The organism is Listeria sp. MAN/IMW/UF464, from assembly GCF_058683955.1.
On record NZ_JBZWZP010000003.1, the window covers coordinates 210,086 to 234,989 of the forward strand.

Annotated in this window: 26 protein-coding genes and 1 pseudogene; 3 read left to right on the forward strand and 24 right to left on the reverse strand. The window is 37.4% G+C overall.

The features are described 5' to 3' along the window. Window positions 1–11 precede the first annotated feature (11 nt). From AC4PG0_RS10995 to AC4PG0_RS11060, 14 genes and pseudogenes are all read right to left on the reverse strand, one after another. A complete protein-coding gene (locus AC4PG0_RS10995; protein ID WP_003759538.1) occupies window positions 12–740 on the reverse strand; it encodes a LytR/AlgR family response regulator transcription factor in 729 nt (242 codons plus the stop codon). 18 nt (window positions 741–758) lie between these two features. Continuing rightward, a pseudogene (locus AC4PG0_RS11000) lies at window positions 759–2,054 on the reverse strand (sensor histidine kinase). Between the two features lie 95 nt (window positions 2,055–2,149). Then, window positions 2,150–2,311, reverse strand: coding sequence for a cyclic lactone autoinducer peptide (locus tag AC4PG0_RS11005; protein WP_003721672.1), 162 nt, complete (start codon window positions 2,309–2,311; stop codon window positions 2,150–2,152). Next, window positions 2,295–2,909 carry an accessory gene regulator ArgB-like protein gene (locus tag AC4PG0_RS11010; RefSeq protein WP_003764750.1) on the reverse strand — a complete coding sequence of 205 codons (615 nt, stop codon included), beginning with the start codon at window positions 2,907–2,909 and terminating at the stop codon, window positions 2,295–2,297. The genes AC4PG0_RS11005 and AC4PG0_RS11010 overlap by 17 nt, the downstream gene beginning before the upstream one ends. Window positions 2,910–3,164: 255 nt before the next feature. Then, window positions 3,165–3,776: a PepSY domain-containing protein gene (locus AC4PG0_RS11015; RefSeq protein WP_003759535.1), complete on the reverse strand. Its 612-nt coding sequence runs from the start codon at window positions 3,774–3,776 to the stop codon at window positions 3,165–3,167. A 155-nt stretch (window positions 3,777–3,931) separates the two neighbouring features. Then, entirely contained in the window at window positions 3,932–4,171 is a 240-nt protein-coding gene (gene rpsR / locus AC4PG0_RS11020) for a 30S ribosomal protein S18 (RefSeq protein WP_003721669.1), read from the reverse strand. 43 nt (window positions 4,172–4,214) lie between these two features. Continuing rightward, window positions 4,215–4,754, reverse strand: coding sequence for a single-stranded DNA-binding protein (ssb, locus tag AC4PG0_RS11025; protein ID WP_003759533.1), 540 nt, complete (start codon window positions 4,752–4,754; stop codon window positions 4,215–4,217). A gap of 55 nt (window positions 4,755–4,809) precedes the next feature. Next, on the reverse strand, window positions 4,810–5,103 hold the full coding sequence (rpsF, locus tag AC4PG0_RS11030) for a 30S ribosomal protein S6 (RefSeq protein WP_003718123.1): 294 nt from the start codon (window positions 5,101–5,103) through the stop codon (window positions 4,810–4,812). Window positions 5,104–5,382: 279 nt separating this feature from the next. Then, window positions 5,383–6,615, reverse strand: a complete 1,233-nt coding sequence (arcA, locus tag AC4PG0_RS11035) for an arginine deiminase (protein WP_153648817.1) — start codon at window positions 6,613–6,615, stop codon at window positions 5,383–5,385. A 72-nt stretch (window positions 6,616–6,687) separates the two neighbouring features. Then, window positions 6,688–7,347: a DedA family protein gene (locus AC4PG0_RS11040; protein ID WP_003772689.1), complete on the reverse strand. Its 660-nt coding sequence runs from the start codon at window positions 7,345–7,347 to the stop codon at window positions 6,688–6,690. A 202-nt stretch (window positions 7,348–7,549) separates the two neighbouring features. Further along, complete coding sequence (locus tag AC4PG0_RS11045) at window positions 7,550–8,635, reverse strand: glutamine--fructose-6-phosphate aminotransferase (protein ID WP_185625548.1); 1,086 nt, start codon at window positions 8,633–8,635, stop codon at window positions 7,550–7,552. Then, the gene (locus AC4PG0_RS11050) at window positions 8,636–9,994 is read right to left on the reverse strand and encodes a PTS sugar transporter subunit IIC (RefSeq protein ID WP_003772691.1); all 1,359 of its coding nucleotides are present in this window, start codon (window positions 9,992–9,994) and stop codon (window positions 8,636–8,638) included. Window positions 9,995–10,006: 12 nt separating this feature from the next. Then, window positions 10,007–12,409 carry a glycoside hydrolase family 9 protein gene (locus AC4PG0_RS11055; RefSeq protein WP_492168003.1) on the reverse strand — a complete coding sequence of 801 codons (2,403 nt, stop codon included), beginning with the start codon at window positions 12,407–12,409 and terminating at the stop codon, window positions 10,007–10,009. Next, on the reverse strand, window positions 12,406–13,371 hold the full coding sequence (locus AC4PG0_RS11060; RefSeq protein WP_492167546.1) for an ROK family protein: 966 nt from the start codon (window positions 13,369–13,371) through the stop codon (window positions 12,406–12,408). The genes AC4PG0_RS11055 and AC4PG0_RS11060 overlap by 4 nt, the downstream gene beginning before the upstream one ends. Before the next feature lie 201 nt (window positions 13,372–13,572). Between AC4PG0_RS11060 and AC4PG0_RS11065 the strand changes: the two genes are divergently transcribed. Together AC4PG0_RS11065 and AC4PG0_RS11070 are read left to right on the forward strand one after the other, a co-directional pair. Further along, complete coding sequence (locus tag AC4PG0_RS11065) at window positions 13,573–14,628, forward strand: LacI family DNA-binding transcriptional regulator (protein WP_270908461.1); 1,056 nt, start codon at window positions 13,573–13,575, stop codon at window positions 14,626–14,628. A 16-nt stretch (window positions 14,629–14,644) separates the two neighbouring features. Then, complete coding sequence (locus tag AC4PG0_RS11070; protein WP_003772695.1) at window positions 14,645–15,454, forward strand: Cof-type HAD-IIB family hydrolase; 810 nt, start codon at window positions 14,645–14,647, stop codon at window positions 15,452–15,454. 36 nt (window positions 15,455–15,490) lie between these two features. On the opposite strand, the gene AC4PG0_RS11075 is transcribed toward AC4PG0_RS11070, so the two are convergent. From AC4PG0_RS11075 to AC4PG0_RS11120, 10 genes are all read right to left on the reverse strand, one after another. Next, window positions 15,491–15,829: a DUF4064 domain-containing protein gene (locus AC4PG0_RS11075; RefSeq protein WP_003759515.1), complete on the reverse strand. Its 339-nt coding sequence runs from the start codon at window positions 15,827–15,829 to the stop codon at window positions 15,491–15,493. A gap of 232 nt (window positions 15,830–16,061) precedes the next feature. Next, window positions 16,062–16,937, reverse strand: coding sequence for a S66 family peptidase (locus tag AC4PG0_RS11080; protein ID WP_492167547.1), 876 nt, complete (start codon window positions 16,935–16,937; stop codon window positions 16,062–16,064). Window positions 16,938–17,018: 81 nt separating this feature from the next. Continuing rightward, window positions 17,019–18,920 (reverse strand): beta-glucoside-specific PTS transporter subunit IIABC, encoded by a 1,902-nt coding sequence (locus AC4PG0_RS11085; protein ID WP_492167548.1) that lies wholly within the window; start codon window positions 18,918–18,920, stop codon window positions 17,019–17,021. Between the two features lie 204 nt (window positions 18,921–19,124). Further along, a complete protein-coding gene (locus AC4PG0_RS11090; RefSeq protein ID WP_010990160.1) occupies window positions 19,125–19,766 on the reverse strand; it encodes a copper homeostasis protein CutC in 642 nt (213 codons plus the stop codon). A 54-nt stretch (window positions 19,767–19,820) separates the two neighbouring features. Further along, the gene (locus AC4PG0_RS11095; protein ID WP_003759505.1) at window positions 19,821–20,525 is read right to left on the reverse strand and encodes an SIS domain-containing protein; all 705 of its coding nucleotides are present in this window, start codon (window positions 20,523–20,525) and stop codon (window positions 19,821–19,823) included. Window positions 20,526–20,553: 28 nt separating this feature from the next. After that, window positions 20,554–21,381, reverse strand: coding sequence for a PTS system mannose/fructose/sorbose family transporter subunit IID (locus AC4PG0_RS11100; RefSeq protein ID WP_003728733.1), 828 nt, complete (start codon window positions 21,379–21,381; stop codon window positions 20,554–20,556). After that, a complete protein-coding gene (locus tag AC4PG0_RS11105) occupies window positions 21,356–22,159 on the reverse strand; it encodes a PTS mannose/fructose/sorbose/N-acetylgalactosamine transporter subunit IIC (RefSeq protein WP_003725640.1) in 804 nt (267 codons plus the stop codon). Before AC4PG0_RS11105 ends, AC4PG0_RS11100 begins: the two co-directional genes overlap by 26 nt. Before the next feature lie 22 nt (window positions 22,160–22,181). Then, on the reverse strand, window positions 22,182–22,670 hold the full coding sequence (locus tag AC4PG0_RS11110; protein ID WP_003772700.1) for a PTS sugar transporter subunit IIB: 489 nt from the start codon (window positions 22,668–22,670) through the stop codon (window positions 22,182–22,184). Beyond that, window positions 22,670–23,071 carry a PTS sugar transporter subunit IIA gene (locus AC4PG0_RS11115; protein WP_003772701.1) on the reverse strand — a complete coding sequence of 134 codons (402 nt, stop codon included), beginning with the start codon at window positions 23,069–23,071 and terminating at the stop codon, window positions 22,670–22,672. Before AC4PG0_RS11115 ends, AC4PG0_RS11110 begins: the two co-directional genes overlap by 1 nt. Window positions 23,072–23,086: 15 nt before the next feature. Further along, a complete protein-coding gene (locus tag AC4PG0_RS11120; protein WP_045552720.1) occupies window positions 23,087–23,827 on the reverse strand; it encodes a GntR family transcriptional regulator in 741 nt (246 codons plus the stop codon). Window positions 23,828–24,067: 240 nt separating this feature from the next. Here AC4PG0_RS11120 and AC4PG0_RS11125 point away from each other — a divergent pair, with 240 nt between their 5' ends. Further along, window positions 24,068–24,889 (forward strand): C39 family peptidase, encoded by an 822-nt coding sequence (locus AC4PG0_RS11125; RefSeq protein ID WP_112120503.1) that lies wholly within the window; start codon window positions 24,068–24,070, stop codon window positions 24,887–24,889. Window positions 24,890–24,904: the final 15 nt, after the last annotated feature.

A 24,904-nucleotide genomic window follows, 5' to 3' on the forward strand; every position in this document is an offset into this window, starting at 1 on the left:
TAAGGCCACTTTTATAAACTCAAACTTTTAATTAGTTTTGATGATGCATAACAATTTTCTCCGTTAGACATCTTCACCACGCCTTTTGTCGTATCAAGTTCATGGATATTTTTCTTATTCACAATATACGAGCGATGGCACCTATAAAAAGATTCATCCAACATTTTCTCAATGCTTTTCAACTTACCATAAAATTCCACTTGGCGATTTTTGCCATGTAAAATTACTTTATGAATCGTAGGCGCTGTTTCGAAAAACAAAATATCGTCTAAAAGTTCATGAATAATCTTTTTATCGGAAACTTTAAAGGTAAAATACTTCTGCATATCTTGGTCGTTAGAGATTCGTTCTTCTGCCTGCTTCATACAAGCTAAAACACGGTCATGCAACATATCAATATCATCTTTAATAATGTAATCAAGCGCTTCCACCTTGTACGTGAAAGTCATATAACTCAGTTCCGCATGTGTCGTAATGAAAATGATGAAACCGCGTGGATCGAATTTCCGGATTTCTTGAGCTAATTCAAAGCCATTCATGTCCGGTTGTCCTAAATCAATATCAAGAAAATACAGTCCCATACCTTGATGTCTAGGCATTCGTGATACTAACTCAAACGGATCACCTGTTGAAAGTTCCAACTTCATATCAAAATGTTCAACCATTATATAGTCTTCAATATATTTTGTTAACCTTTCTCGCTGCATCCTATTATCTTCACATATAAAAACCGGTAGCATAAAATCATCCCCATTCTTCTACATAATTTCTAATTCTTGAATAACTTCTCTATTAGTCACTTTTGTATCTAAGGCAACGTGCGAATATTTCTTCATAATCTCCCGCAAACTAGCAAGTCCTAAACCACGACCCTCTCCTTTTGTGGAAAAACCTTCTTCAAATATTTTATAAATCGGTGGCATATTTACTGGCAAGCTATTCGCAAACACAATAATAATGCTATCACCCTTCTTCACAAACGCGATTCGAATAACTGGATTTTCACAAGTTAGCGCCGCTTCAACAGCATTGTCCAGTAAAATCCCGACAACTTTGCATAAATCTATGCTATCCATCGAAATCTTATCAATCGGTTCAACTACTTCTAAAATTGCATCAATTTTCAACTCTTGAGCTCGTATTAACTTAACCGCCAATAAGCCTTTCAGTTCAATCACATGAATATTTTGAAGCAAAGAAATTTTATAGTTGTTAGATTCAATTGTTTTATTTATAGGTACGATATTATTTTCAAAGTAATACTTCAAACCCGGCATATCATCGTTATCAATATATCCTACAAGCGTTGACAGGATATTCACATAATCATGACGAAAAACGCGCATTTCTCTATGCAGGGACTCTAATGTAGTAACATAATCCTGTAACTGTTCTAGCTATTCCTTCTGATTCTGTACTTTAAGTTCATTGGTTGCAGTGTTAATCACAACCGTCACAATAACTATTAACAAAATGGTATATCCTGTAAAAATAAGCGTATTAATTTTCAAAACTGATCCATCGAAACCTGCGATTGACCCCGCATATATGTTCATATAGAACGCTAAGACAGTAAGAGCCACGATAGAAAAAATAATGTACGCATATTTTCTATGTTCAACAAATCTAGAAATATTAACTTTTTCAATCAATTTTCTAAGAATAAACGAAAATACCAACAAGTTCGCCAGCATTCCCGCACAGTAAATTAGTGTTGGTAACAATTCATTAAATATTTCATCATATTTAAAGTTCAAGCCCGGTACTAAAATAAAACCTACTATAGAATCACTGATAGTAAGCAAAATAATGACCACAAGCGTAATAGAACCTGAAACTATCACATTTTTATTTTTCCAATATAAGGCACTTACAAAAACAATCAACACAAAAATCATCGACCAGTATTGAACTAATGTAAATAAAGGGAAGGCTAGCATAGCAATTGCTATAGTAACCAATCCCTCTTTAATTGAAAAAACTTTGTTTGTCAAAATCTGGATTGCTATAAAAATACCCGTTATCTGTATAATTGCCATCAAAATACTAAACATATTAATCCTCCACTGTCTAAAATATCTATGTTTAAATATGTAAGTTTGCCTTCTTTTTATTTTAGCATGAATTTTGATGTTATACAGTTTTAAATTTATTTATTTTCGTTTTTTTCTTGCATTTTCACAAATGGACTTTTTGGTTCGTATACAAACATGAAACAAGCTTTACTCATAGAAGAATCCGCAACTTTCATGGATTGTTCTTCTAGCTTTCTAGAAAGGAATTTACCAACTGATTTATTCATATTTTTCATAGTTCCGATACCTCCTTTTCAATAGTTTGTAAGTAAGTGGATTAATACTTATCACCTGAAACAAAGATCCTACCATGATTAATGTTTTCATCTCTGCGAATGGTATTAGTAACGCAATTCCCGTTAAAATTAGCGTTCCTATCATCGCTTTTCTTTTTAGTTTTTTCCGGTGTTCTTCACCGATTAAAGGCAAACTTTCTGTGTCTGCCGGAGCGAATAAAAACATGTTGAGTAGTATAAATGCAAATGTGCCTAAAACAATCCAATTATTAGAAGGTATATTTTGGAAAATAAAAGGTGCAAGCACAAACATTGTTAAGCTAATTAGTGTACAGTTCAATGTTTTGGTCGCATGTAATCCAAAAGAATACCGTCTGAGCCATAAATATGACAGATGCACTGTCACTGTTTGCAGTAATAACCCTGTTACTAAGGCAATACCGTATACGATTGCAAACTTCATGACGTTAATTAAAATTATCTCCAGCCCATATTTTACTTTTAAATAACCTTCTTCGTCATCTTTCCAGCGATCTTTTGAAATCAAAACATCCGCCATTCTTTCTGACAAAGGTACTTTTGCAGTAAAATTACTCAACTAATTCACCTCCACTAACATTTTACAACGAATTTAGCCATTATAACCAAAAATGTAATGAAATGTCCGATTCTTGTCATGAACGACTCAAAAACAGCAAAAATGCCGATTTTTTGGATACATTTCAGAATTTTCAAACGTGTAAAAAGTACCTCTGAATAGTAACAAAAGACTATATTAACCTTTAACTTTAGTAATATTATTCATAAAAAAAGCTACCTGCGAAAGAATAATCACAGGTAACTTTTCGTGCTTTTAGTCATCTTGTTCTGTTTGTAAGACATCTAATGTTTTTGAATTTAACTTAATTTCGTATTTATTGTTACCTTGTTTTACAGTTACTTCATAATAAGTTGTATCTAATTCTCTTTCTATTTTCCAACTTGTTACATCGCCTGCTTGCTCGCTAACGGCTTTGTCCATTGCTTCTTTTGGTGATTTAATTCCATCTAAGCTGATTTTTTCGTTTTCTTTTTCTACTCCACCTGTATCTTCTTTATCTAATTTATCGGTTTCGTCAGCTAATTCTTCTTTTGTTTCTGCATTAAATTTCATTTCGTACTCATTATCGTTTGAGATACCTTCTACTTTATAAATATATTTTCCCAAGTTTTTCTCTAATTCAACGCTAGAAATTTCTGCATCACTATGTTTATCTTTAAATGCTTTCACCGCGTCTTCATAACTCATATCGAAGCTTTTATTTTGCAAGCTATCGGATGAGCTTTTATCGTTGTTACTTTTGCTACTAGTAGTTTCTTTACTGCTATTACTTGAAGAAGTATCCTTATCATCATTAAAACTACACGCAGATAGTGCTCCTACTAATAATACTGCCACCCCTACTGTTGCTAATTTTTTATACATTTTTGTTGCCCCCTGTGTATTTTTTTACTTCTATTTAAGAATAACATGAATGTAAGATGCTAAACGTCCAACTTAAGCCCTAAGTTTCTTCCGCATAAAGTCTCCATTTAACAAAAAACAGCCTAGAAATAAATTCTAGACTGTTAATAGTTAACTTATTTTTCTTCAGCAACAAATGGTAGTAATGCCATTTGGCGAGAGCGTTTGATAGCAACAGTAAGTTTACGTTGATATTTAGCGCTTGTTCCAGTTACACGACGAGGTAAAATTTTACCACGTTCGGAAACGAATTTTTTAAGAAGTTCTACATCTTTATAATCGATATGCGTAATACCATTGGAAGTAAAGTAACATACTTTTTTCCGACGGCGTCCGCCTCTGCGTCCTCCAGCCATTGAAAGTTCCTCCTATCTTAAAGTTCAAACCGCTAAAATGAATTTAGAATGGTAAATCGTCATCAGAAATGTCGATTGGCTTACCATCACTTGCAAAAGGATCATTGTTAGTGGATTGATAATTTTGATTTTGAGATTGTTGCTGGTCCTGTCCGAATCCACCGTTATTAGTAGGTGCTTGTCCGAAGTTATTTCCACCGTTATTATAATTATTGTTGTTATTTCCGCCTTGATAGTTATTATTTCCGCCACCGCCATTAGAATTGCGCGGTTCAAGGAATTGAACACTCTCAGCTACAATTTCTGTCACATAAACACGTTTGCCATCGTTTCCCTCGTAATTACGAGTTTGAACCCGGCCATCAACGCCTGCCATGCTTCCCTTCTTCAGGAAATTAGCAACGTTTTCTGCTGGTTTACGCCAAACAACACAATTAATAAAGTCAGCTTCTCGTTCTCCCTGTTGGTTAGTGAACGTACGATTTACAGCTAAGGTAAAAGTCGCAACGGCCACACCAGCTGGAGTGTAACGTAATTCAGGATCCTTTGTTAAGCGTCCTACAAGTACTACACGATTCATCATGCAAAACCAACCTCCTCTCGTTTAGTAAATCAAGGTCCTAGCCTTGAATAAATTCTTATGCTTCTTCTTTAATTACCATGTGACGAACGATATCATCAGAAATTTTTGCTAAACGGTCAAATTCGTTGATAGAATCTGCTTTGTCAGCATTCAATTTCACGATGTGGTAAAAACCATCACGATAGTCATTGATTTCGTATGCTAAGCGACGTTTACCCCATTCTTTTGATTCGATGATCTCCGCGCCATTTTCAGTTAAGATTCCGTCAAAGCGTTCAACAACAGCTTTTTTCTCATCTTCTTCAATGTTTGGGCGAATAATGTACATAATTTCGTACTTTCTAGCCATCTACTCTACACCTCCTTGTGGTCTTAAGCGGCTCTGATAAGGTATGTAATCACACCATATCCCTGAAATTCAGACTGCCTTTAGCAAGCCTTAAAATCAAGAGCGAGCAAGGAATAATTTATAATTACTCACAATAAAATATTATATCATAGCGCAAACTAACCAGCAAGATATTTCTCGAAAATTTCTGGTTTGAAAACACTATAGCACATCTTAAAAACAGCGACAATACTTTTTGTGAAAGTCGTATTTTGAGGGGAAATACCAGTTTTTCAAAGCTTATTTTAGATTTTCCCTAGTTATCGGCATTGTCATACATCTAGGACCTCCGCGCCCCCTAGAAAGCTCCGAGCTAATTACCTCATGAACCTTAATACCAGCCTTTCTTAAAAGGTCATTTGATACGTGATTTCGATCATATGTAATTACTTCTCCCGGCGCAATCGCAAGCGTATTAGCACCATCATTCCACTGCTCTCTCGCTGAAACAATCACATCTTCTCCTCCACAAGGAATAAAATCAACTTCTGGCACACCAAGAACTTCGGCAATTACACGCTTAAAATCTCTACGCGGAGTAATTTCTAGCCCGTTCTCACTTTTCTCTAAAATATAGACATTTAGTTCGCCTTGCTGGTTTTGAATAGCAGGATGAATTGTAAACTGTGCAAAATTGACCATTGTAAAAACTGTATCTAAATGCATAAATGATCTTGTTTCTGGTATTTCAGCTGCTAGTACTCGCTTGATTTTTGGAGCGCGACTAAATAAACTTTCTGCTAGCCGCTCAACCGCGCGCGCATCAGTTCGCTCGGAAACACCAACGAGAACCGTTTCCTCATTCAAAATAAGCTCATCTCCTCCCTCTAATGGGAAAGGCTCTTCTCGACCAGACCATATCGGGATTTCTTGACTACTAAAACGAGGATGATGTTTTAAAATGAGCTCAATAAATAGGGACTCCCGTCTTCTTGCAGGTTGGAACATTTTGTTAATTGTTACACCACTACCAATGACTGCAGCCGGATCACGTGTAAAATATAAATTAGGTAACGGATCCAAGAAAAACGGATATTGTTCGTCCATCATTTCATTTAAATGTTTCTTTTTTCGTTCTGGAATTTCTGATTTTTTCAATCCGGACATCAGTTTTTTAATCATTTCTTCTTCATCAAAAGCCATCAAATAATCACGTACATAGAGAGCACTTTCATCCATTTGATTGGATTCTTTAATCATTTTCGTTAAAAAATGTTCTTTATTACTAGCTTCTTTTAAAGCTTCTGCTGCTAATTTTTCTAAGTAGAGTACTTCAATATTCGAGTCTTGCATCGTTTTGACAAAGAAATCATGTTCTTTTTGCATCATTTTTAAGTAAGGTATGTCGTCGAATAATAACGACTCTAGATATTCTGGCGTGATATTTTCCAACTCAGAACCGGGCCTTTTTACAAGGACGGTTTGCAGTTTACCAATTTCGGATGTAATATTTAAACCATTTTCCATTTCTATCACCTCTTCCTAAACAATTACCCCAAAACTTATCATTTATACATTTCCCGGGAAATAAAAAAAACACGGAAATTAATCCGCGTTTTTTTGAGTCATTTTACTTCTAATAAAGGAAACTACCATCGGAATTACTGAAACTACGATGATTCCGATCACAACTAATGAGAAGTTGTCTTTAACGATTGGGAAATTACCAAAGAAGTAGCCTGCAAGTGTACAAAGTAGAACCCAAACAGTTGCTCCTAATATATTATAATTGATGAAATAACGATAATTCATCCGACTTGCCCCCGCAACAAACGGTGCAAATGTACGAATGAAAGGCATAAATCTAGCAATGAAAATCGTTTTTCCACCATGTTTATTGAAAAACGCCTCTGCTTTTGCCATTTTTTCCTGGTTTATTAATCTCCCAAACCAACTATCTTCTGGGATGGAAGTTCCAATTTTTTTACCGATTTGATAGTTTACTGAATCCCCGATGACTGCTGCTAACCAAAGTGTGATAATTAGAGGCACAATATGTAAAATTGAACCGTCCAACACGGATAAAGCTCCCGCGGCAAATAGTAATGAATCCCCTGGTAAGAACGGAAATACTACTAGGCCAGTTTCTATGAAAACAATCAAGAACAAAATGATGTAAGTCCAAATTCCAAAATTGTTTATAATCTCCACTAAATGTTGGTCAATATGCAAAATAAAATCAATGATGTACGTAATAAAATCCACCAGGCACTCACTTCCTTTTCTTTTTTAAAAGTCAAAGTCCATTTTACCACAAGTTAACTCTCCGTGTATCAGACTTGTGACTTATTTATCAATTTTTAATAATTAAATGCCTTTTCTCTTACTTACGAAATTCAGGAAGCAGTGTGTAAAAAAGACTGGAAAACCCCTACTTACTTCGGGTTTTCCAGTCTTTTAGTAATTTTTAAGCGTAGTCTCCAGGTTTTGTTTTACTTTTCATTGCTACGCCAAAGTCTGTGTAGATACGTTCTGTTAATTTGTTCCCTTTCAACTCTGCAATGTGATGAGCTAAGATTTGGAAAGGAAGAATCATTAGAAACGGTGCTTGAAATTCATCCAAATCAGCTGGAATCGTTAGCGTACGGTCATTTTCAGCTGTACCAAACTTAATAGTATACGTAAATGGCGTGTATTTGGATTCATAATCGCGTAATAGCACTAATCGCTCTGTAACTGCGCTTTCTGTTTCTATGAAGAAAATTCTATGCTGCGGGTTTACTTCTAAATATGGGCCATGCATAAACGCTTCTAAATCAAGACCTTGCGATGGTACACGAACTGTTTCTGAGAATTTTGTTTCAAATTCTTTGCACGTTCCAACTGTTGGACCATAACCAATCGCAGTAAACTTTGGTGCTGAAGCAAATTCATTTTTCCATTTTTCATAAAATGCTTCGGTTCGGGCAATTGTTTCTGGGATGGCGTCGGTCGCACGGTTGAATGCACTAATTTCGTTATTAAAACGAGTCCCATCAATTTGCGCCGTTTTATAAGCGAAATGAAGGCCTGTTAGCATTAATGTCAAGACTGTTGCAGTGAAGCCTTTTGTTACATAACCAACTCGTTCTTTTCCACAACCTATATCAAGTGTTATATCCGCAAACTCGGCAATTTCACTTGTTACATCACTGGTTAGCGCAACTACTGGCACGGAAGCTTCTTTTTTCACACGTTCTAGCGCGGAAATAGTCGATGTGCTCTGACCACTTTGTGAAATACCGATAACTAAATCTAGGTGACTTGATAATTTTTCGTAATAGAGATGATTGAATGGTTCTTCAATAGTAATGCGTACATCAGCTAGATTTTCAATGTAATATTTGGCACTTTGGGCTGCATTCAAACTTGATCCAGTAGCTAAAATCAGCCATTCTTTTGCGCCATTTTTTACTAAAGCTTCTAATTGTTCTGCATTTTTTTGGAAATTAGCTAAAATTGATTTGCACATTTCCTCTTCTTCGTTAATATAAGTCATCATTGTTGGTTTCATTTAAACTTCTCCATTCGTTACTGTTTCTGCTTCAACGTTTCCAGCAGCTTTTTGTTCTAAAACGTACGCGCGGTTAGCTACAAGTACAAATGGTAGGTAAATGAGCGTTCCAACGACGATAATTGCGATTTGTAAGATGGAAGCGCGAATGTCCCCACCTGTTGCAAGATACCCTGAAAGGACAGGCGGTGTTACCCAAGGAATCAAGATGTACGTTTGGCTAATCCAGCCCCATGAAGTTGCAAAATACGCCATTGCTGTTGAAGCAAGTGGTGCGATAACTAGCGGAATACCGTAAATCGGGTTGAATACAACTGGCAAACCGAACATAAGTGGTTCGCTGACATTGAAAATACTAGGGATTAAGCCAAATTTTGTTACCATGCGATGATCTGGTCGTTTTGAGGCAATGAAAATCGCGATAACTAAACAGATAATTGTTCCGCCACCACCCATATAAACAAACGCATCTAAAAACGGCTGTGTAACAATATTTGGTAAAGCTGATCCTGCATTGACAGCATCAATATTTTGTTGCAAGGAAGTTAATAGTACTGGCCCTGAAATTGCGCCTAATACGAATGCACCGTGAATACCAAATACCCATAAGAATCCCGCTAAAAATACATAAAGTAGAATACCTGGTAACGTTTGGAAACCGCCTACTAGTGGGATTTGTAGAACTTTTACGATAATTTCTGGAATACTCATTGATACAAAACTAACTACAAGCACTTCAATAATTGCTAAAATACTTAGAACTAAGAAAGATGGAATTAAAATGTTAAATGATTTTGCAATTGCCGGTGGAACACTTTCTGGCATGGAAATCTTTAATTTTTTACTTTTTGAGAATTTTGCAAGCATTGTAATACTAACTAAAGAAGCAATAATCGCTAGGAACATCCCAGTTGAACTTGTCATTTCTTGTGTTAAAACGCCGCCAGCCTCAAACGCTTTTCCGTCAACAGACATTAAGTGCGAAGATGCGGGAATTAAGACTACATAAGCTGCAACTGCAACCATTCCTTCCGTACGACCTTCCATCCCATATGATTTAGCTAAAAAGTTCCCGATTAGAAACGCCGCTAAAATCGCCATAATACCAAGTGTCGCATTATAAACTTGCACACCTACACCCAAATAATTTTCTACATTTGGAATGAATTTAAGCAGACCATTCTCTGGTTGAAGCAAAACATTATTTACAAGTAAGAAAAATGCTGCAATAATCGTAATCGGAATCATTGCTGCAAAGCCATCACGAATTGCCATAATGTGTTTTTGCGATGAAATTTTTTGGGCAAAAATTGATAATCCTTCAATAAACCGACTAGATAAACTTCTCTCTGAACTCATTTTTTTGTCCTCCTATGACTTTCCTGTTATTTTGTTTAAATCCGCTACAATTGACATCCATTTGCCGGCATTACCGACCCAAACTTCCTTATAAGTTGCATTATTAAACTCCGGCCAGTATGGTTCATCTTCATTTCTAAAGGTTTCCATTCCGACTGGTATCTCCCCTGTGATTTCGCCGTTAAGCACACTATACTGCTGCGCATAACGGTAACCTTCGCCGTGCATCATTGATTGTCCAAATGGGTTCATTCCTATTACCCACTGCAATTGACCTTCTGCAATATTTAACAGCGCCTTATCTTGCAAAATTTTCCCAGCAATTGATGCCGCTTTTCCTGCCGAAAGTAAAATGGCGTTATTGCCTCTAAACGAGAACCAGATCGGGAATTTCCGCAACGCAATCTCGTCATTTATTTTGATACCTTGTTCGAATTGTAATTGGTATTCTTCTATCGCTCGTTCATCAATGAGTAAATGTTGTAAGTGAAAACTTGCTTCGTCTAAATACTCGTCTTTTTTGTAAAGTCCGGCTGGAATGAGCGGATACGGTTTAGTGAAACGCGTTACTTTTTTCAAATAGTCACCGTACATTTCGACCGCTTGTAGCCAAGTTTGTTTTTCAGGGTGACCTGGTTGCGTTTCAAGAGCCACCTCAAGTGCCATCAAATAAAGATGTTCACGCGCTTGATGATTGAAATGTTGAATAACATTGTGCGTTTTATCTCGGTAGAAAAATCCTTTGTAAAGTTCGCTAGTTTCGCTGTCTTTAATCCCAGTTTTTTCTTGTGCTTCTAACATCAAATCTAACCATTCGACCGCTTTTTCTGCGTATATTTCTTTGTTTGTTAATTGATAAACCATCGAAGCCGCCCATGAAGCCGTTGCGTAATACAAACTTTCTGAGGTTTGATACGTATGCTCCCAGAAAATCGGTTTTTGCCCAGTTCCATGTTTTTCAAGTTCCGCTATCGCAAAAAGTAAATCTTCTTCCGCAATTCGTAGTAGATGATTCTGCATAGTGGCGTTATCCTGGATTTGGCTGCCGATATACGCTTCAATCCCCGCACAGTAAAAATTCTCATAAGCTTGATTATGAACCCGCGCGATTGCGTCATCCATGCCACCAACAAGGCCATCCGTCCACCGTGTCATCCCAGCACTTGTCGCTCTAAAACCATCTCCAAAGCGGGTTTTCAATATGAAATCTAATCCCCACTCACCTTCTTCTAAAAGGCGCATCCGTAACATTTCATCTTTTTCAGATAAACTCGCAGCCATTTCATATAAAGCCATCGTTACTTCGGCTGTTTGAATAAGTTGTTGCGAAACATCACCCGCGTCATGCCAACCACCATTGAATGACAGCTGTTTTCCATTATGTTCAGCGATAATATCCGCATGACAAGTCGTATGTTTTCCAAAAATCGGGCAACCACAACGTTCACAGAAAATAAAATTAAGTGATTTCCAGATAGAAGATTCCCAAATCACTTCGGAAGTCCCGATTTGGAACGGTTCCGATTGCATCTCAGCAAATTTCAAATAATACTCACCCACAGTTTGTAAATCTGAAAAATCAAGAATAATGAAATTGCCAGTTTCGGTTGTATTTTGGTACCCTTTTCCGGTGAAAACGACTTTATTTGTTTCTTTTTCGTGGATTGTAAAGGAATTCGCTTCAAGTTTATTGGCACAAAACGCTATTTTGGGCATGTCTTTTGTGTAGCCGTTGTGGGAATAAATTAGCGAATTATCTTGCGGAATCCAGCCCTTGGAGATTTCCGGCTCACTGATTTGCTCTAGTTTAATCTCACTAATGAATAACTCCATTGTTCCAGCAGTCAGTCGCTCCGGGCCATTCAAATAATAGCTAAAACTAATTTCTGTCATTTTATCCCGTGGCAATCCTTCAATTTCAAAAATGACATCGTTCCATTCATGGTTGATTAAATTCACGCCATGAACACCCTCACGTCCATATATATCAGGTACTTTCACGGTTCCATCATTTTTAAAGCTAATCATTAAATATGGATTCGTTACACCTGGAAAATCTGGGAAAACTTGAATTCTCACGCGGTTAAAGCTGTTCCAGTCCTCATTTTGAAGTGGCGCAGATATGAGAACGTTACCAAAATTGGTGTAGTCACCGTCATCTGGCGCACCTGCTGGCCAATGTGGCATAACAACTGGAGAAGTCAACTTAATCTCACCTTGATCAGATATAACAAAATCGCCAGCGCCTTGATGTGTAAAATCTAAGGAAACCTGTTTTTCAGAGCTAAGTAACGTTCTACTTGATAAAACTTGTTTCTTTTTCGCTATCGTTTCTAGCGCATGTTCCGTTTCAATTGGAAGTGGTCGATGAATAATACCTGTTTGCACAATTTGTTGCTTCATTTTCGGCTTCATTCTTGTCCTCCTTCATTTCCTAGTCTCATTCCAATAACTGCCGCCCCAATTAAGCCAACTTTATCCTTCTCAAGCTGTGAGCGAACAACGCCTTTCGTAACAAAACGGATTGTATTACTTTGAAGATTAGCTTTTATCTTTTGGAAAAAATGCTCGTTTCTTGTCACGCCGCCGCCTAGAATGACACATTCTGGATCTGTCGTCCGAACCATATTCATAATCAAATTAGCTAGCTGAAGCGTGGCGTTATCAATGATTTTTTCAGCCAATTCATCTTTTTGTTCTGCTGCATGAAGAACCATTTTTCCAGTTAATTCGGTTTTATTATTAGCAAGAAGGGATGTAGGGTATTCATTTAAATGTCTAAGCGCTTCTTCTTTTATTCCAAGACCAGAAGCAAGACGCTCCACACAGCCGTATCTGCCACAACCACACAGTACATCGCTATGAATATCTACAACGGCATGACCAATTTCACCAGCGTTAAAGTGCCCGCCTTGCGTAATGCGCCCGTCTACAACAAATCCAGCAGCAAGACCAGTACCAACATTTAAATAAATAAAATCATTTGTTTCTCGCCCCCAACCAAATTGTTTTTCAGCCATTGTTGCGCAAACTACATCATTACCAAGCGTCACTGGCAATCCTGTTTTCGCTTCTAACATTTTCGCTAGTGGTATCGGATTTGTTTTTCCTGGTTCGATTTCCAGCCAAATGCCCGCCTTATAATCTACGCGCCCTACTAGGCCAACACCGATCCCAATTTGTTTCGTTGCTATAAAACCAATATTTTCCGAGTAATCATCTAGCGCATTTAGCAGAACTTCTACCGCTTTGGCTTGATTTTCAGTATTGCTCGGGTAGCTTTTGGACCGCAGCACCTCCCCATCTTTTGTTACTTCACCGATTAAAATTTTAGTGCCACCTAGATCAATGCCGATGACAGATTCTTGTATGTTCAACTATTCCACCTCATTTTTGGTAACGTTACCAAATTAAAACGTTTGTTGATAGCGCTTTCTAACATAGAATAACCGGATAAATTTAATATGTCAACCTTTTTTTGCTTATTTTTGATAACGTTACCAAATTTCACTTGTTATTTAGACCCAAATAAGATACACTTAAAATAGCTAAAAACGCTTACGAGGTGAATATTCCTAATGAAAAAAATAACTATACAAGAAATTGCGAAACTTAGTGGCGTTTCCGTTTCAACTGTCTCACGAGTGATTAATAACAGCCCCTCGGTTTCAGCAGCGAAACGCAAGAAAATCCAAGCAATCATAGACGAACACAATTACACACCTAGCGTATTTGCGCGTGGAATGGTCAATAAACAAACAAAAAATATTGGCGTAATTTTACCGGATATTTCCAATCCTTATTTCATTTCACTCATAACGCAAATCCAAAAATTCGCGCTAGATTACATGTTTTCGACAATTTTATTCAATACGATGCTTGCCGAGCCAAATAATAAGAATAACAAACATCCTTTGACGGAAGAAGATTACTTAAAAATTATTTTAGAAAAACAAGTGGATGGATTACTTATTTTAGGTGGCGAAATTGATAAAGAAGTTGTTTCAAAAGACTACATCAATGCTTTAAATCAGCTAAATAGAGAAATTCCAGTTGTCGTTATTGGTTCAAAAATTCCCGAACTTAACTGTTTATTTATTGAACGTAATTTAAAAAAAGGCATAACAACTTTAGTTAGCCATCTGACAGCGCTAGATCACAAAAATATTGGCTTTATTGGCGGGGAAGCTGGTGTAAAAATCACCTCCTACCGATTGGAATCTTTTAAGGCTGCTATGGCTAGTTACAATCATTCGGTTAATGAAGATTGGATTGTTCTTTCTGACTACTATACAGCTGATGGTTACGCGGCGATGACTAAACTTCTGGAAAATAACACTACTTTACCCACTGCACTTGTAGCAATCAATGATAATGTTGCAATTGGGGCGATTAGAGCGATTAATGACGCGAAACTTTCTTGCCCGGAAGACATTGCCATCGTCAGCTGCGATCAGTTTATGAATGGCGATTATCAAACCCCGCGCTTAACTTCAATGGATCAACACAATGAATATCTTGGAAAAATGGCACTTTTGCAATTGATTAGCGCAATTAACGGTCAAGTTGAGCCGATGATAATTAATCATAATCCAGAATTAATCATCCGCGAATCATGCGGTTCCAAGCTATAATGAAAGGAAGGTTTACTTGGAAAAATACTTAATTTGTTCTGATTTAGACGGAACATTACTACTAAAAAATCAAACAATCTCACCAAAAACACTAGGGTTACTGCAACAATTAATAGAAGAAGGTCATCATTTCGCCGTTTCTACTGGCCGAATGTATAATTCCGCAACCGACTTCGCCAAACTGGTTCATCCAAAAGCAGATGTTATTGCCTCAAATGGTGGCGTAGTGGCAGTTTCCGGCGAAATCATCCAACAAGAAAAAATGAAACAATCCGCATTACTAGAAACATTTTTATTATGCCAAGACCATGATCTACCAGTGTTTTTCTTCTCGACTGACACGGTTTACTACACTAAAAATCCACCTTATTATTTTACCGATGAAGAAGATAAAGGTCGCGTAAATGCAACAAAACTCGTTGCAATTAAAACAAAAGAAACCTTCTTGGAGCATGCTAATCAGTTCATTAACGGCATTGTCATTGAAGAAGAGGATTTCGATAAACTTGCAATCCTTCGAAACGAATTAGAAAAACTATCTGACGTTTCTATTCTTTCTTCTCATGCTAACAATATCGAAATTTTGCCCAAAGATATGGATAAAAAATATGCCGTGAAAAACCTCGCTGCACATTTAGACATCAAACCAGAAAATGTTATTAGTTTTGGTGATGGTGAAAACGATATTGGAATGCTTGAAGTAGCTGGTGCTGGAGTCGCAATGGAAAATGCGAGTGAATTAGTGAAAAAAAGCGCTGATTTTGTTACTACTGCAAATGATGCTGACGGAATTTATTACTTTCTAAAAAAATATCTTAATCGTTAATAAAAAAAGCTGCCCACGTGGACAGCTTTTTTTCATTTATTCTTCTACTGAAGCAGCTTCTTCATAGTTAATTAGTGCAATTAATCCACCAACAGCAAGTAACACGATTGGTAGTAAGAACATGATGGAAATCGACATGGTACAACCGATTGCAGCTGCAACCATCATTGCTCCACCAAGACGAGGTTTATGCGAAACAACAAACGATCCTGCAAGCCCCACCCCTGAAAGCACAAGCGAACCAATCGTTAACATATAGAAGAAAAACGATTCCTCTTCTAAAGCCTGTGAAATATCAGGAATAACAAGAACCATCAAACTAAATCCAATACCCATTGCCGCCCCTAAAAAGCCAAGTAATCCTTCAACTTTCATGATAAAAACTCCTTTTTCATACGCATTTTCTTTTATGTTATCATTTTAACAAAAAATTGAATAGTTTTCAGCTTGGAGAATTAAAAAAAGACCGACAATCAAGTCGGTCCAAAAAGGGAGTTTAGGATTTTAAGGAATTCTACAATTAGCAAAAAGGGAGTAAAACTAATTGTATTCCTTGCTTACAAGTTCTATATTAAAGGTTAATTATGAACATTTCGCAATAAAAATATTAAAAATTTGTTAATGTTTCACGTGAAACATTAATTTTTGCTCCAATTAGGCATGGTTTTGCTTCGACACTATGACCTATTTCCTTAGTTCGAAAAACAGGTAACTCATATTTTAATCCAATCTGTTGATATAAGATGCCTATTCTGTCGTATTCTCCGTTTTTCTCAGCCTCAGTGTGTTCTCCCACAACTATTCCTAAGCATTTCGAAAACACATCTAACTGTTCTAATTGCGCTACGTAAGAAGCAATTTTCGCCTCTTTTCCACCTAAACTTTCTAAAAAAATTATTTTATTCGAGACATCAGGCATAAATTCCGTTCCTGCTAGTTTCAAAAAGCAGCGGATATTTCCACCAACGACCTCACCCGGGCTCCATTCAAACTCAGTAAGGAATTTTCCATTTATCGCAATTTGATTCTCGAAAAACGCTTTTTGGAATTGCACTCGTTGTATCTCGCTAGCTTCACTTACTAAATTTCGCAGTAAATAATTAAAGCCAGGCTGCTTCGTCTTCGCAAAAATTGCATTTAATATTACGGTTAAGTCGCTATAGCCAATAAAAGGTTTGGCTGCTTTTTTTATAATGTCATAATTAAGATATGGTAATACTTGATTAGCCGCATCCCCTCCTGAAATGTCAAAAATCATTTTTACATCCACATTTTGATATAGTTTCATTAATTCGGTTGCTCGTTCCTCAGGAGTACCACTAAAAGGCGAATTATCTGTTTGAAAAATAGTTTTCGCAAAAAACACCTGAAGTCCAAATTCCTTTTCTAAGACTTGTTTAAGGCGCTTCAAATCCTTCTCGTCTTCTTTTTTCCGACCATCAGAACAACAAATGATCCCTATCAAATCGCCCTTTGCTAACATCCGCTCACCGCCTATTTTTCCCTCAGTATAACATAAAAACAGCTTGAGCAGATTTACGCCCAAGCTGTTTATTAATGAATTTTAGATGACTAATGTGATTAAACGTTCTTCTAGTTTAGCTTCTTTTGCATCTGTAATCATTACGTCTAAATATTGATTGGAGTTTGTTACTACTACTGGAGTTGTAACATCATATCCAGCTGCTTTAATGCCTTCAATATCAAATTCAGTTAGTAATTGACCTTTTTCGATTACATCGCCTTGTTTAACATGTGCTGTGAAGAACTTACCTTCTAGTTGAACTGTATCCATACCGATGTGGATTAATACTTCTGCACCGTCATTCGTTGTAATACCGATTGCATGACCAGTTGGGAAGATAGTTGTTACTGTTCCTGCTGCTGGAGCTACAACGCGTCCGACAGTAGGGATAATTGCTACACCTTTTCCAAGTGCACCGGATGAAAATGCTTCGTCTTTTACGTCTGCTAAAGTTACGATTTCGCCAACTACTGGAGCTGGAATTGTCTCACGTTCGATTAAAGTTTCGCCCTCTGTTACGTTAGTTTCTTCTACAACTGCTTCAGCTGGATCTTTGAATCCTGCTACATAAGTTAAGATGAAACCAAGGATGAAGCTGATAACGATTGCGATAACTACCCACCAGAATGCACTTGTAATACCAGCACCTGGTTGGAAGAAGTTAGGAAGACCGAAGATTCCAAGTCCACCCATGATATAAACTTTTGCACTTACAAAACCAATGATTCCTCCACCAACAGCACCTGCGATACAGCTCATGATGAATGGTTTTTTCAGTGGTAAAGTAACCCCGTAAATCGCTGGCTCAGTTACACCAAAGATACCGGAAATAAATGCTGGAATACTAAGAGATTTAAGTTTTGTATTTTTAGTTTTGAAGAATACCGCTAATACTGCACCGATTTGGGCAAAAGAAGCACCGAACATCATTGCAAGTACTGGATCTGATCCAAGCGTTGTTAAGTTGTTGATTGCCACTGGAATAAGACCCCAGTGAAGTCCAAAGATAACGAATACTTGCCAGAAACCACCTAAGATTAAACCAGCAACAACCGGGCTTAAGTTATAAATCCAAATTGTTCCTGCTCCAAGTAATTGACCAGCCCAAGTTGCGATTGGTCCGATTACAAGGAAAGTAAGTGGAACTACTACTAATAGTGTACAGAATGGAACTACGAAAGTTTTAATTACATCTGGAATGATTTTCTTGAAGCCTTTTTCTACTTTTGAACCAAAGTATGTTGCTAAAATAATTGGAATAACAGAAGATGCATAAGACATCAAGATAACTGGAATTCCTAAGAAAGTTACGTGAATTGGAGATTCAAAAATTGTTCCTGCAAAAAGTGTGTAAATTGGGTCACCTGCTGAAATACCTGCAAGTGTTGGATAAACTAGGGAAGCACCAATTGCCATCCCGATAAAAATGTTTCCGCCGAATTTTTTCATCGCTGTGAAACCTAGGAAGATTGGGAAGAAGTAGAATAAACAATCCCCAATTGCATAAAGTAGTTGGTAAGTGCCTGATGTATCTGTAATCCAACCAAATGCTGCAAACATTGCTGTGAAACCTTTAATCATACCTGTTGCGGCTAATACACCTAGAACTGGTGTAAATACGCCGGAAATCATATCGATAAAACGGTTGAAGATATTACCACTTGCCGGAACATTACTATCGTCTCCTTCAGCTGAAATACCACCAACTTCTAATACTGCTTTGAATACGTCTGGTACGTGGTTACCAATAACAACTTGATATTGACCACCACTTTTAATTACGGAGATTACTCCATCAAGCTTTTCAATTTCTTTTGTGTTCGCAATATTCTCATCTTTCAGTTTAAACCGAAGTCTGGTAATACAATGGAAAACACTATTAATATTTTCTTTTCCGCCGACATTTTTCAAGATGTCTTTTGCTAACTGTTCATATTTCATTTTGACGACTTCCTTCCTCTTTTTGGTTTTTTGGGCAAAAAGAAAAACCTAAGCTCATTCGAGGACTTCACGTATACACGTGTCCTACAAATCAGCTTAGGTTTTGCCCAATGAATTGGTAACAATCCTTTGTGATGAGATAAATATATCATATAAAGAAAACGGTTGCAAGCCTTTTTTTAAATTTTTTTTATTTGGGGAGTTTTAGCGCTCCCCAAACAAGTCTGTACCATGTATTTCAGCCGCTCCCGTTTCTTTTGTAATCCATTCCAGATTGTGCGATTTAATTCCTCCACCTGGTAAAATAATGATTCGTCCCGCTGCATAATCAATATATTTTCGCCAATGAACAAAAGTTTCTTCGGGAAGTTTAGCTCCGTCACCACCGTGCGTGAGAATTCGCGTAACACCTTGCTCAGCTAACCAGTCTATTGCCGGTAATTTTTCTGTTTCTACTAACTCATCAAACGCCATGTGAAAAGTTACTTCCAGACCTGTTGCAGCTTTCAATAATTCATTTATGGCTGGTTTATCTAGTAATCCCGCGTCCGTAATACAGCCGAAAACCACGCCATCAGCTAACAATTTCTTATACATCAAAATATCATCAATCATAATCGAAATTTCTTCTTTTGTATAAACAAAATTGCCTTTTCGGGGACGAACCATTGCCATTACACTTACATTTTGTTCGTGGCAAATTTCCACCACATGTTTCGCAACCCCGTAACTAACCGAAGTTCCGCCCTCCGCTAGATTATCACAAAGTTCAATTCGATTCGCCCCAGCCGCAATAAATCCTTCTAAATTAGTAGTGTTTTCAATACAAGCCTCTTTTAAAACCATCATCTAGCCTCCAAAAAAGCGCGAAAACAGTGTTCATTTTCGCGCGTGTTTTTATTATAAATGGAAAATCCGATCAGCGAACTTATCTTCAATCGCAAAATTGTATTCGTAACCACCATCAATATTAGCACTACGATAAACTGGTGGAGTATAGCCTTTTTCAAGCATCAGCTCTACCGCTTCATAAATCGTTTGCTGGAGAAGTAATACGGCGGAGAAAGACGATGTTCCACAAACTTTTCCTTCTAAGCCATCTAATTCAAGTGCCGCGTCGCCTTGAACCGAGCGATTATCTAAAATTACATCCGCAAATTCATACAACAGTTTTCCTGAAGAATGCCTTGAGGCTGCTGTTTGCGAGGCATCGAGCGCTGTCACAACAATCAATTTACAACCCTGTGCCTTAATCCATTCGGCAAGTTCTATTCCCATTGGATTGCGACCTGAGTTAGATATAAGAAAGAATATATCGTTTGGTTTCGCTTGTAACCTATGAGTCAATAATGATCCAACGCCCTCAATAGATTCATAGTATCCACCCGCGGGATCCATAATAACCTTCGACGGAATAAGTCCACCCGCTCTCCCACAAACTTCAATCGCCGCTGCATAAGAATGTCCACTACCGAAAGCTTGGATAATACCCTCATTCATAATGCTCTCCGCCACCAATTTCGCTGCTTGATGAATGTTTTCTGCCTGCGTTTTTTCTAGTTCTTCCGTTAATTCCCGCGCTTTGTCAAAAAATGTTAAACCCATTTTGTCTACTCCTCCAATTTTTTATATTTTAACCTAGAATTTTTAGGTTGAATAAAATAATCGCAATAACCATTACTAATAAAATCGCCTTGGTAGATGTCATTTTTTTATGACCTAAAAGTGCATAGATTAGCGCTACAAGTAAAACTGGTACCAGTGAAGGCATAATTTGATCGAGCATGTCTTGCATTTTCAGTTCTACTTTTCCTGATTTATAAACGAATGGGACCGTTGCTTTGATTACGGTTGGTATGAGAGCCCCGACGACTGTGACACCGAGTAATATTGCTGCATCGGTTAACGCGTTAAGTCGGTCTGCAAATTCAGTTACCAGTTTCGCCCCTTGCTTATATCCAAGTGGAAGTAAGGTAAATCTAGCTCCTACAACCAAAATATTAACTAAAACCCAGATAACTACACCCGTTACATTACCTTGAAGGCCCATATACGCTGCAATTGATCCAAAAATGGTTGGTAAAATAACCCCGAAAATCGTATCACCAACACCAGCAAAAGGTCCCATCAAACCTGTTTTCAAACCTGTTACGACCTCTTTTGACGCTTTCTTTTCTCGCTCTTCAATCGCCATATCCATCCCTAAAATCAAACCGCCAACCATAGGATTCGTATTGAAAAATTGGTTATGCATATTCATCATATCTTTTAAATCATCGTCTGTTTTATAAAGTTTGCGAAGCGTTGGCAAAATACTATAAAGATAACCAGTCGACATCATTCGCTCATAGTTCCAACAGATTTGGCTGGCAAACAACCAACGAAAGTTTGCTGCTATTAAATCGCGTCTCTTGAGGACTTTCTCAAAATCCTGCTCAGTCTTCGTATTCGCCATCTTCATTCTCCTCCCCAACTAGCGCTGCACCATTTGCTCCGGCAGCCACTGGATTTTTGAAATTTTGTTTGAAGTAGATGATTGCCAAAGCCACGCCAATTAGCGCCACACCTAGCATTGGTACTTTTAAATAAGCCGCTGCTACAAAACCGATAATTAAATAGGCGACGAATTTGTTTGTTGGCAAATAACGAAGAAGAATCGCGATACCAACTACTGGAAGAATTCCCCCAGCTACACGAAGACCGCCCATTAGCCATTCTGGAATTTCATTTAGAATAAAATCAACCACGCTTTGCCCGAAAGTCAACATGATAAATACCGGAACTGCGCGTGATAAAGCCCATGGTAGCGCCCCATACCAAATGTTCCTTTTTACCGCCGAAATGTTGCCCGAAGCGATATTAGAATCAATCCGATGTAAGAAAAATGTATTTGTAAATCTTGCTAAAATGTCTAATTGAACCATTAAAAGCCCCACTGGAATTGCAAGTCCAATCGCAAATTCCGCATCTTGACCAGATAAAACAGCAAATACTGTTCCTACAATTGCTCCCGTTGTAAAGTCAGGAATCGACGCGCCGCCGTATGTACCGACACCAAGCACCATCAGCTGTAACGTTGCCCCAATTGCAAGTCCGAGCACCATGTCACCCATAATGATTCCAGCAAGTGTTCCTGTTATTACAGGGAAATTAAGTCCTATTACTAAAGTTAAAGCATCAAGAATGGTACAAGCCGCAAGTATAACTAACAATATAATCTGCCAAACCGCTAAATCCATTGTAGTTCTCCCTTCTTATTACTTATTTTTTTAATAAACTTGCAAAATCAACTGCATCCTCACTAGGCACCATTTGAGCGGTGATTTTAATCCCTTTTTCAGCCAAATAATCAAAATCTTCCAAATTTTCATCTGTCACGCTTACTGATTTTTTGACTTGGCGGCTTCCTGCTTTGGTTGACATATTTCCTACGTTGATTTGGGGAAGTTCTACACCCGCATCCACTAAACCGCGAAGTGCATGTGGCGATTTTACGATTAAGAAAACTTGCTGACCTACGTACTTATCGTTATTAATATTATTTGCAGCACCTTTTACTGTCAAAATACTTAGTTTTACCCCAGCTGGCACTGCTGTTTTTAGCGCAATTTTTTCCATGTCATTTTTTACAACGGCATCGTCAACAATCATGATTCGAGTTGCTTTTATTGTATTAGTCCACATTGTCGCTACTTGGCCGTGAATTAGTCTTTCATCTACGCGAACGTGTTTGATTCCGTTACTTCCCATCAGTCCTCTTCCTCCCCATCATCGCTTATTATCGTATTATTTACTTTTAATTCCACAAATTGAATATTTTCTTGCGCGCCAAGCATTGCTCCTTCTAAAGTTTCCCCTAGACTAAGCGGAATGATTAATCCGAGTGACAACCCAGACACAACCTTCACTTCTGGGTGTTTTGCATGAAACATTTGCGCGGCATTACACGGAGTTCCACCGACAATATCCACAATGATAGCGGTTTCATTTCCAGGTGAATAAACTGCCGCGTATGCTTCTAATACATCTTTCACCCCCATTTCTTCAGTAAAAGTAACTGCTTTGATATTCGTTGTTTGGCCAGTAATCATTTGGCAACTATTCTTCACTTCCTGCGCGTACCGGCCATGTGCTGCGATAATATAATCCAAGTAATTAACTCCCTTCTATTGTTTTTTCTTTTCGATTTCAATAGAGTAAAAATTATGCCGTAAATAACTTTCAATATATTCATAGGGTTGCCCCTCTGGCACATAAGTTATTCTTTCAATGTGGTAAAGCGGTAGTTCGGAGTCAATTTCGAGTAATTTAAAATTATTTTTGTCTTTTACTGGAAATTCGACTTGAATTCGCTCTTTCATCGCTTCGTGCAGAATATTAATACCATAAAGCTCTTTAATTACTTCTGATAAAGAATTAAATCTTTCGAAATTGGTTAAATCTACGTTGATCAAATTGGATTTTGCCATATAGTTGTTTTGTACTGTCCAAGGCACATCATCAATCAGACGAATTCGTTGAAAATGAACAATCATGTTTTCAGGTGGAATTTGCAAGTTTTTGGCAATTCTCGCATCCTGAATTTCATTAATAGCTACAACTTTTGTGTGCTCGTTAGCAATTTTTGTTTTTCGGTTGAATTTACCATTAGGAACGGTCGTATATTCATTAAAAATAACTTCTTCGTTAATAATAGATTTACTAACATAGGTTCCTTTCCCTTGATAACGCGCTAAAATTCCAGCTCTTACTAATTCATGTAAAGCGCGAACAACTGTAGTATTACTAACATTGTATTTCTTTTTCAGTTCATCTTCTGAATAAATTTTTTCTCCTGGCTTAAAAGTTCCGTCACTAATTAATCGCTTAATATCATTGATTATAATAGCGTATTTTGGTTCTGCCATAACAATTTCCCCCTAAAGCATCCCGCGCGTTAACACGTTAAGTTTTAGGTTAATGGTACCATGATACATTTTTGATTGCAAACTTGAATTCGCCTGCTATCACTGAACTTTATACTAATAACCGGTTAACACGTTAAGTTCATTTTCATAGTACCACGGCCATTCTATTTATGCAAGCGTTTTCTTTTCATTTTAAAAAAATAGGGTATAAATAAGTAATCTGAATCAGAGGGGGATATAATGGGGACTTTTTTTGGTAAATGGGGGAAATGGATACTTGTTCTTGGGTTAGTTTTAAGTGTATTTAGTGTAGCAACGACCGGTCAGGCAGCGGCGAAAGAAACTGTGATTAATAAACAAATGGTAACAACCGCAAGCCTTAATGTCCGTTCAACTAATGCGACATCTGGGAAAGTTATTGGTTGGCTTAAAAATAATACTAAATTTAAAGCAATCGCAAAAACATCCAACAACTGGTATCGCTTTAGTTTTAAAGGGAAAAATGGCTATGTATCTGGGAAATATGTAAAAGCCGCAACCGCTGCACCTACACCAGCGCCATCAACGCCAAAAATTGTACAAATGAACGTGCCATTAATTGTTCAGCGTCCACAATTACCAACGGGCTGTGAGATTACTAATATTGCGATGATGCTGCGCTATGCTGGGAAAAATGTCGATAAAGTCAAACTTGCCAAAGAAATGAAACGTCATAAATCCAATCCAAATTATGGTTTTGTTGGGAATCCGTTCTCTAAAAGTGGCTGGACGATTTATCCACCGGCTTTAGTTAATCAAGTAAAAAAATATACTGGTACTGCGAAGAATATGACTGGGACAAATTTAACTGGTATTAAAAATCAGTTGAATAAAAAACGTCCAGTTGTAGCTTGGGTTAGTAAATTCCACGGTTTTTCCGTTCACGCGATTACTATTACCGGTTATGATAAAAACAATTTTTACTATAACGACAGCTGGTCTGGTCAAAAAAATGCGCGAATTTCGCAAAGTTACTTTAATACTTGTTGGAGCAAACAAGCAAAACGCGCGATTTCATATTGAGAAAAACGCTGCTAT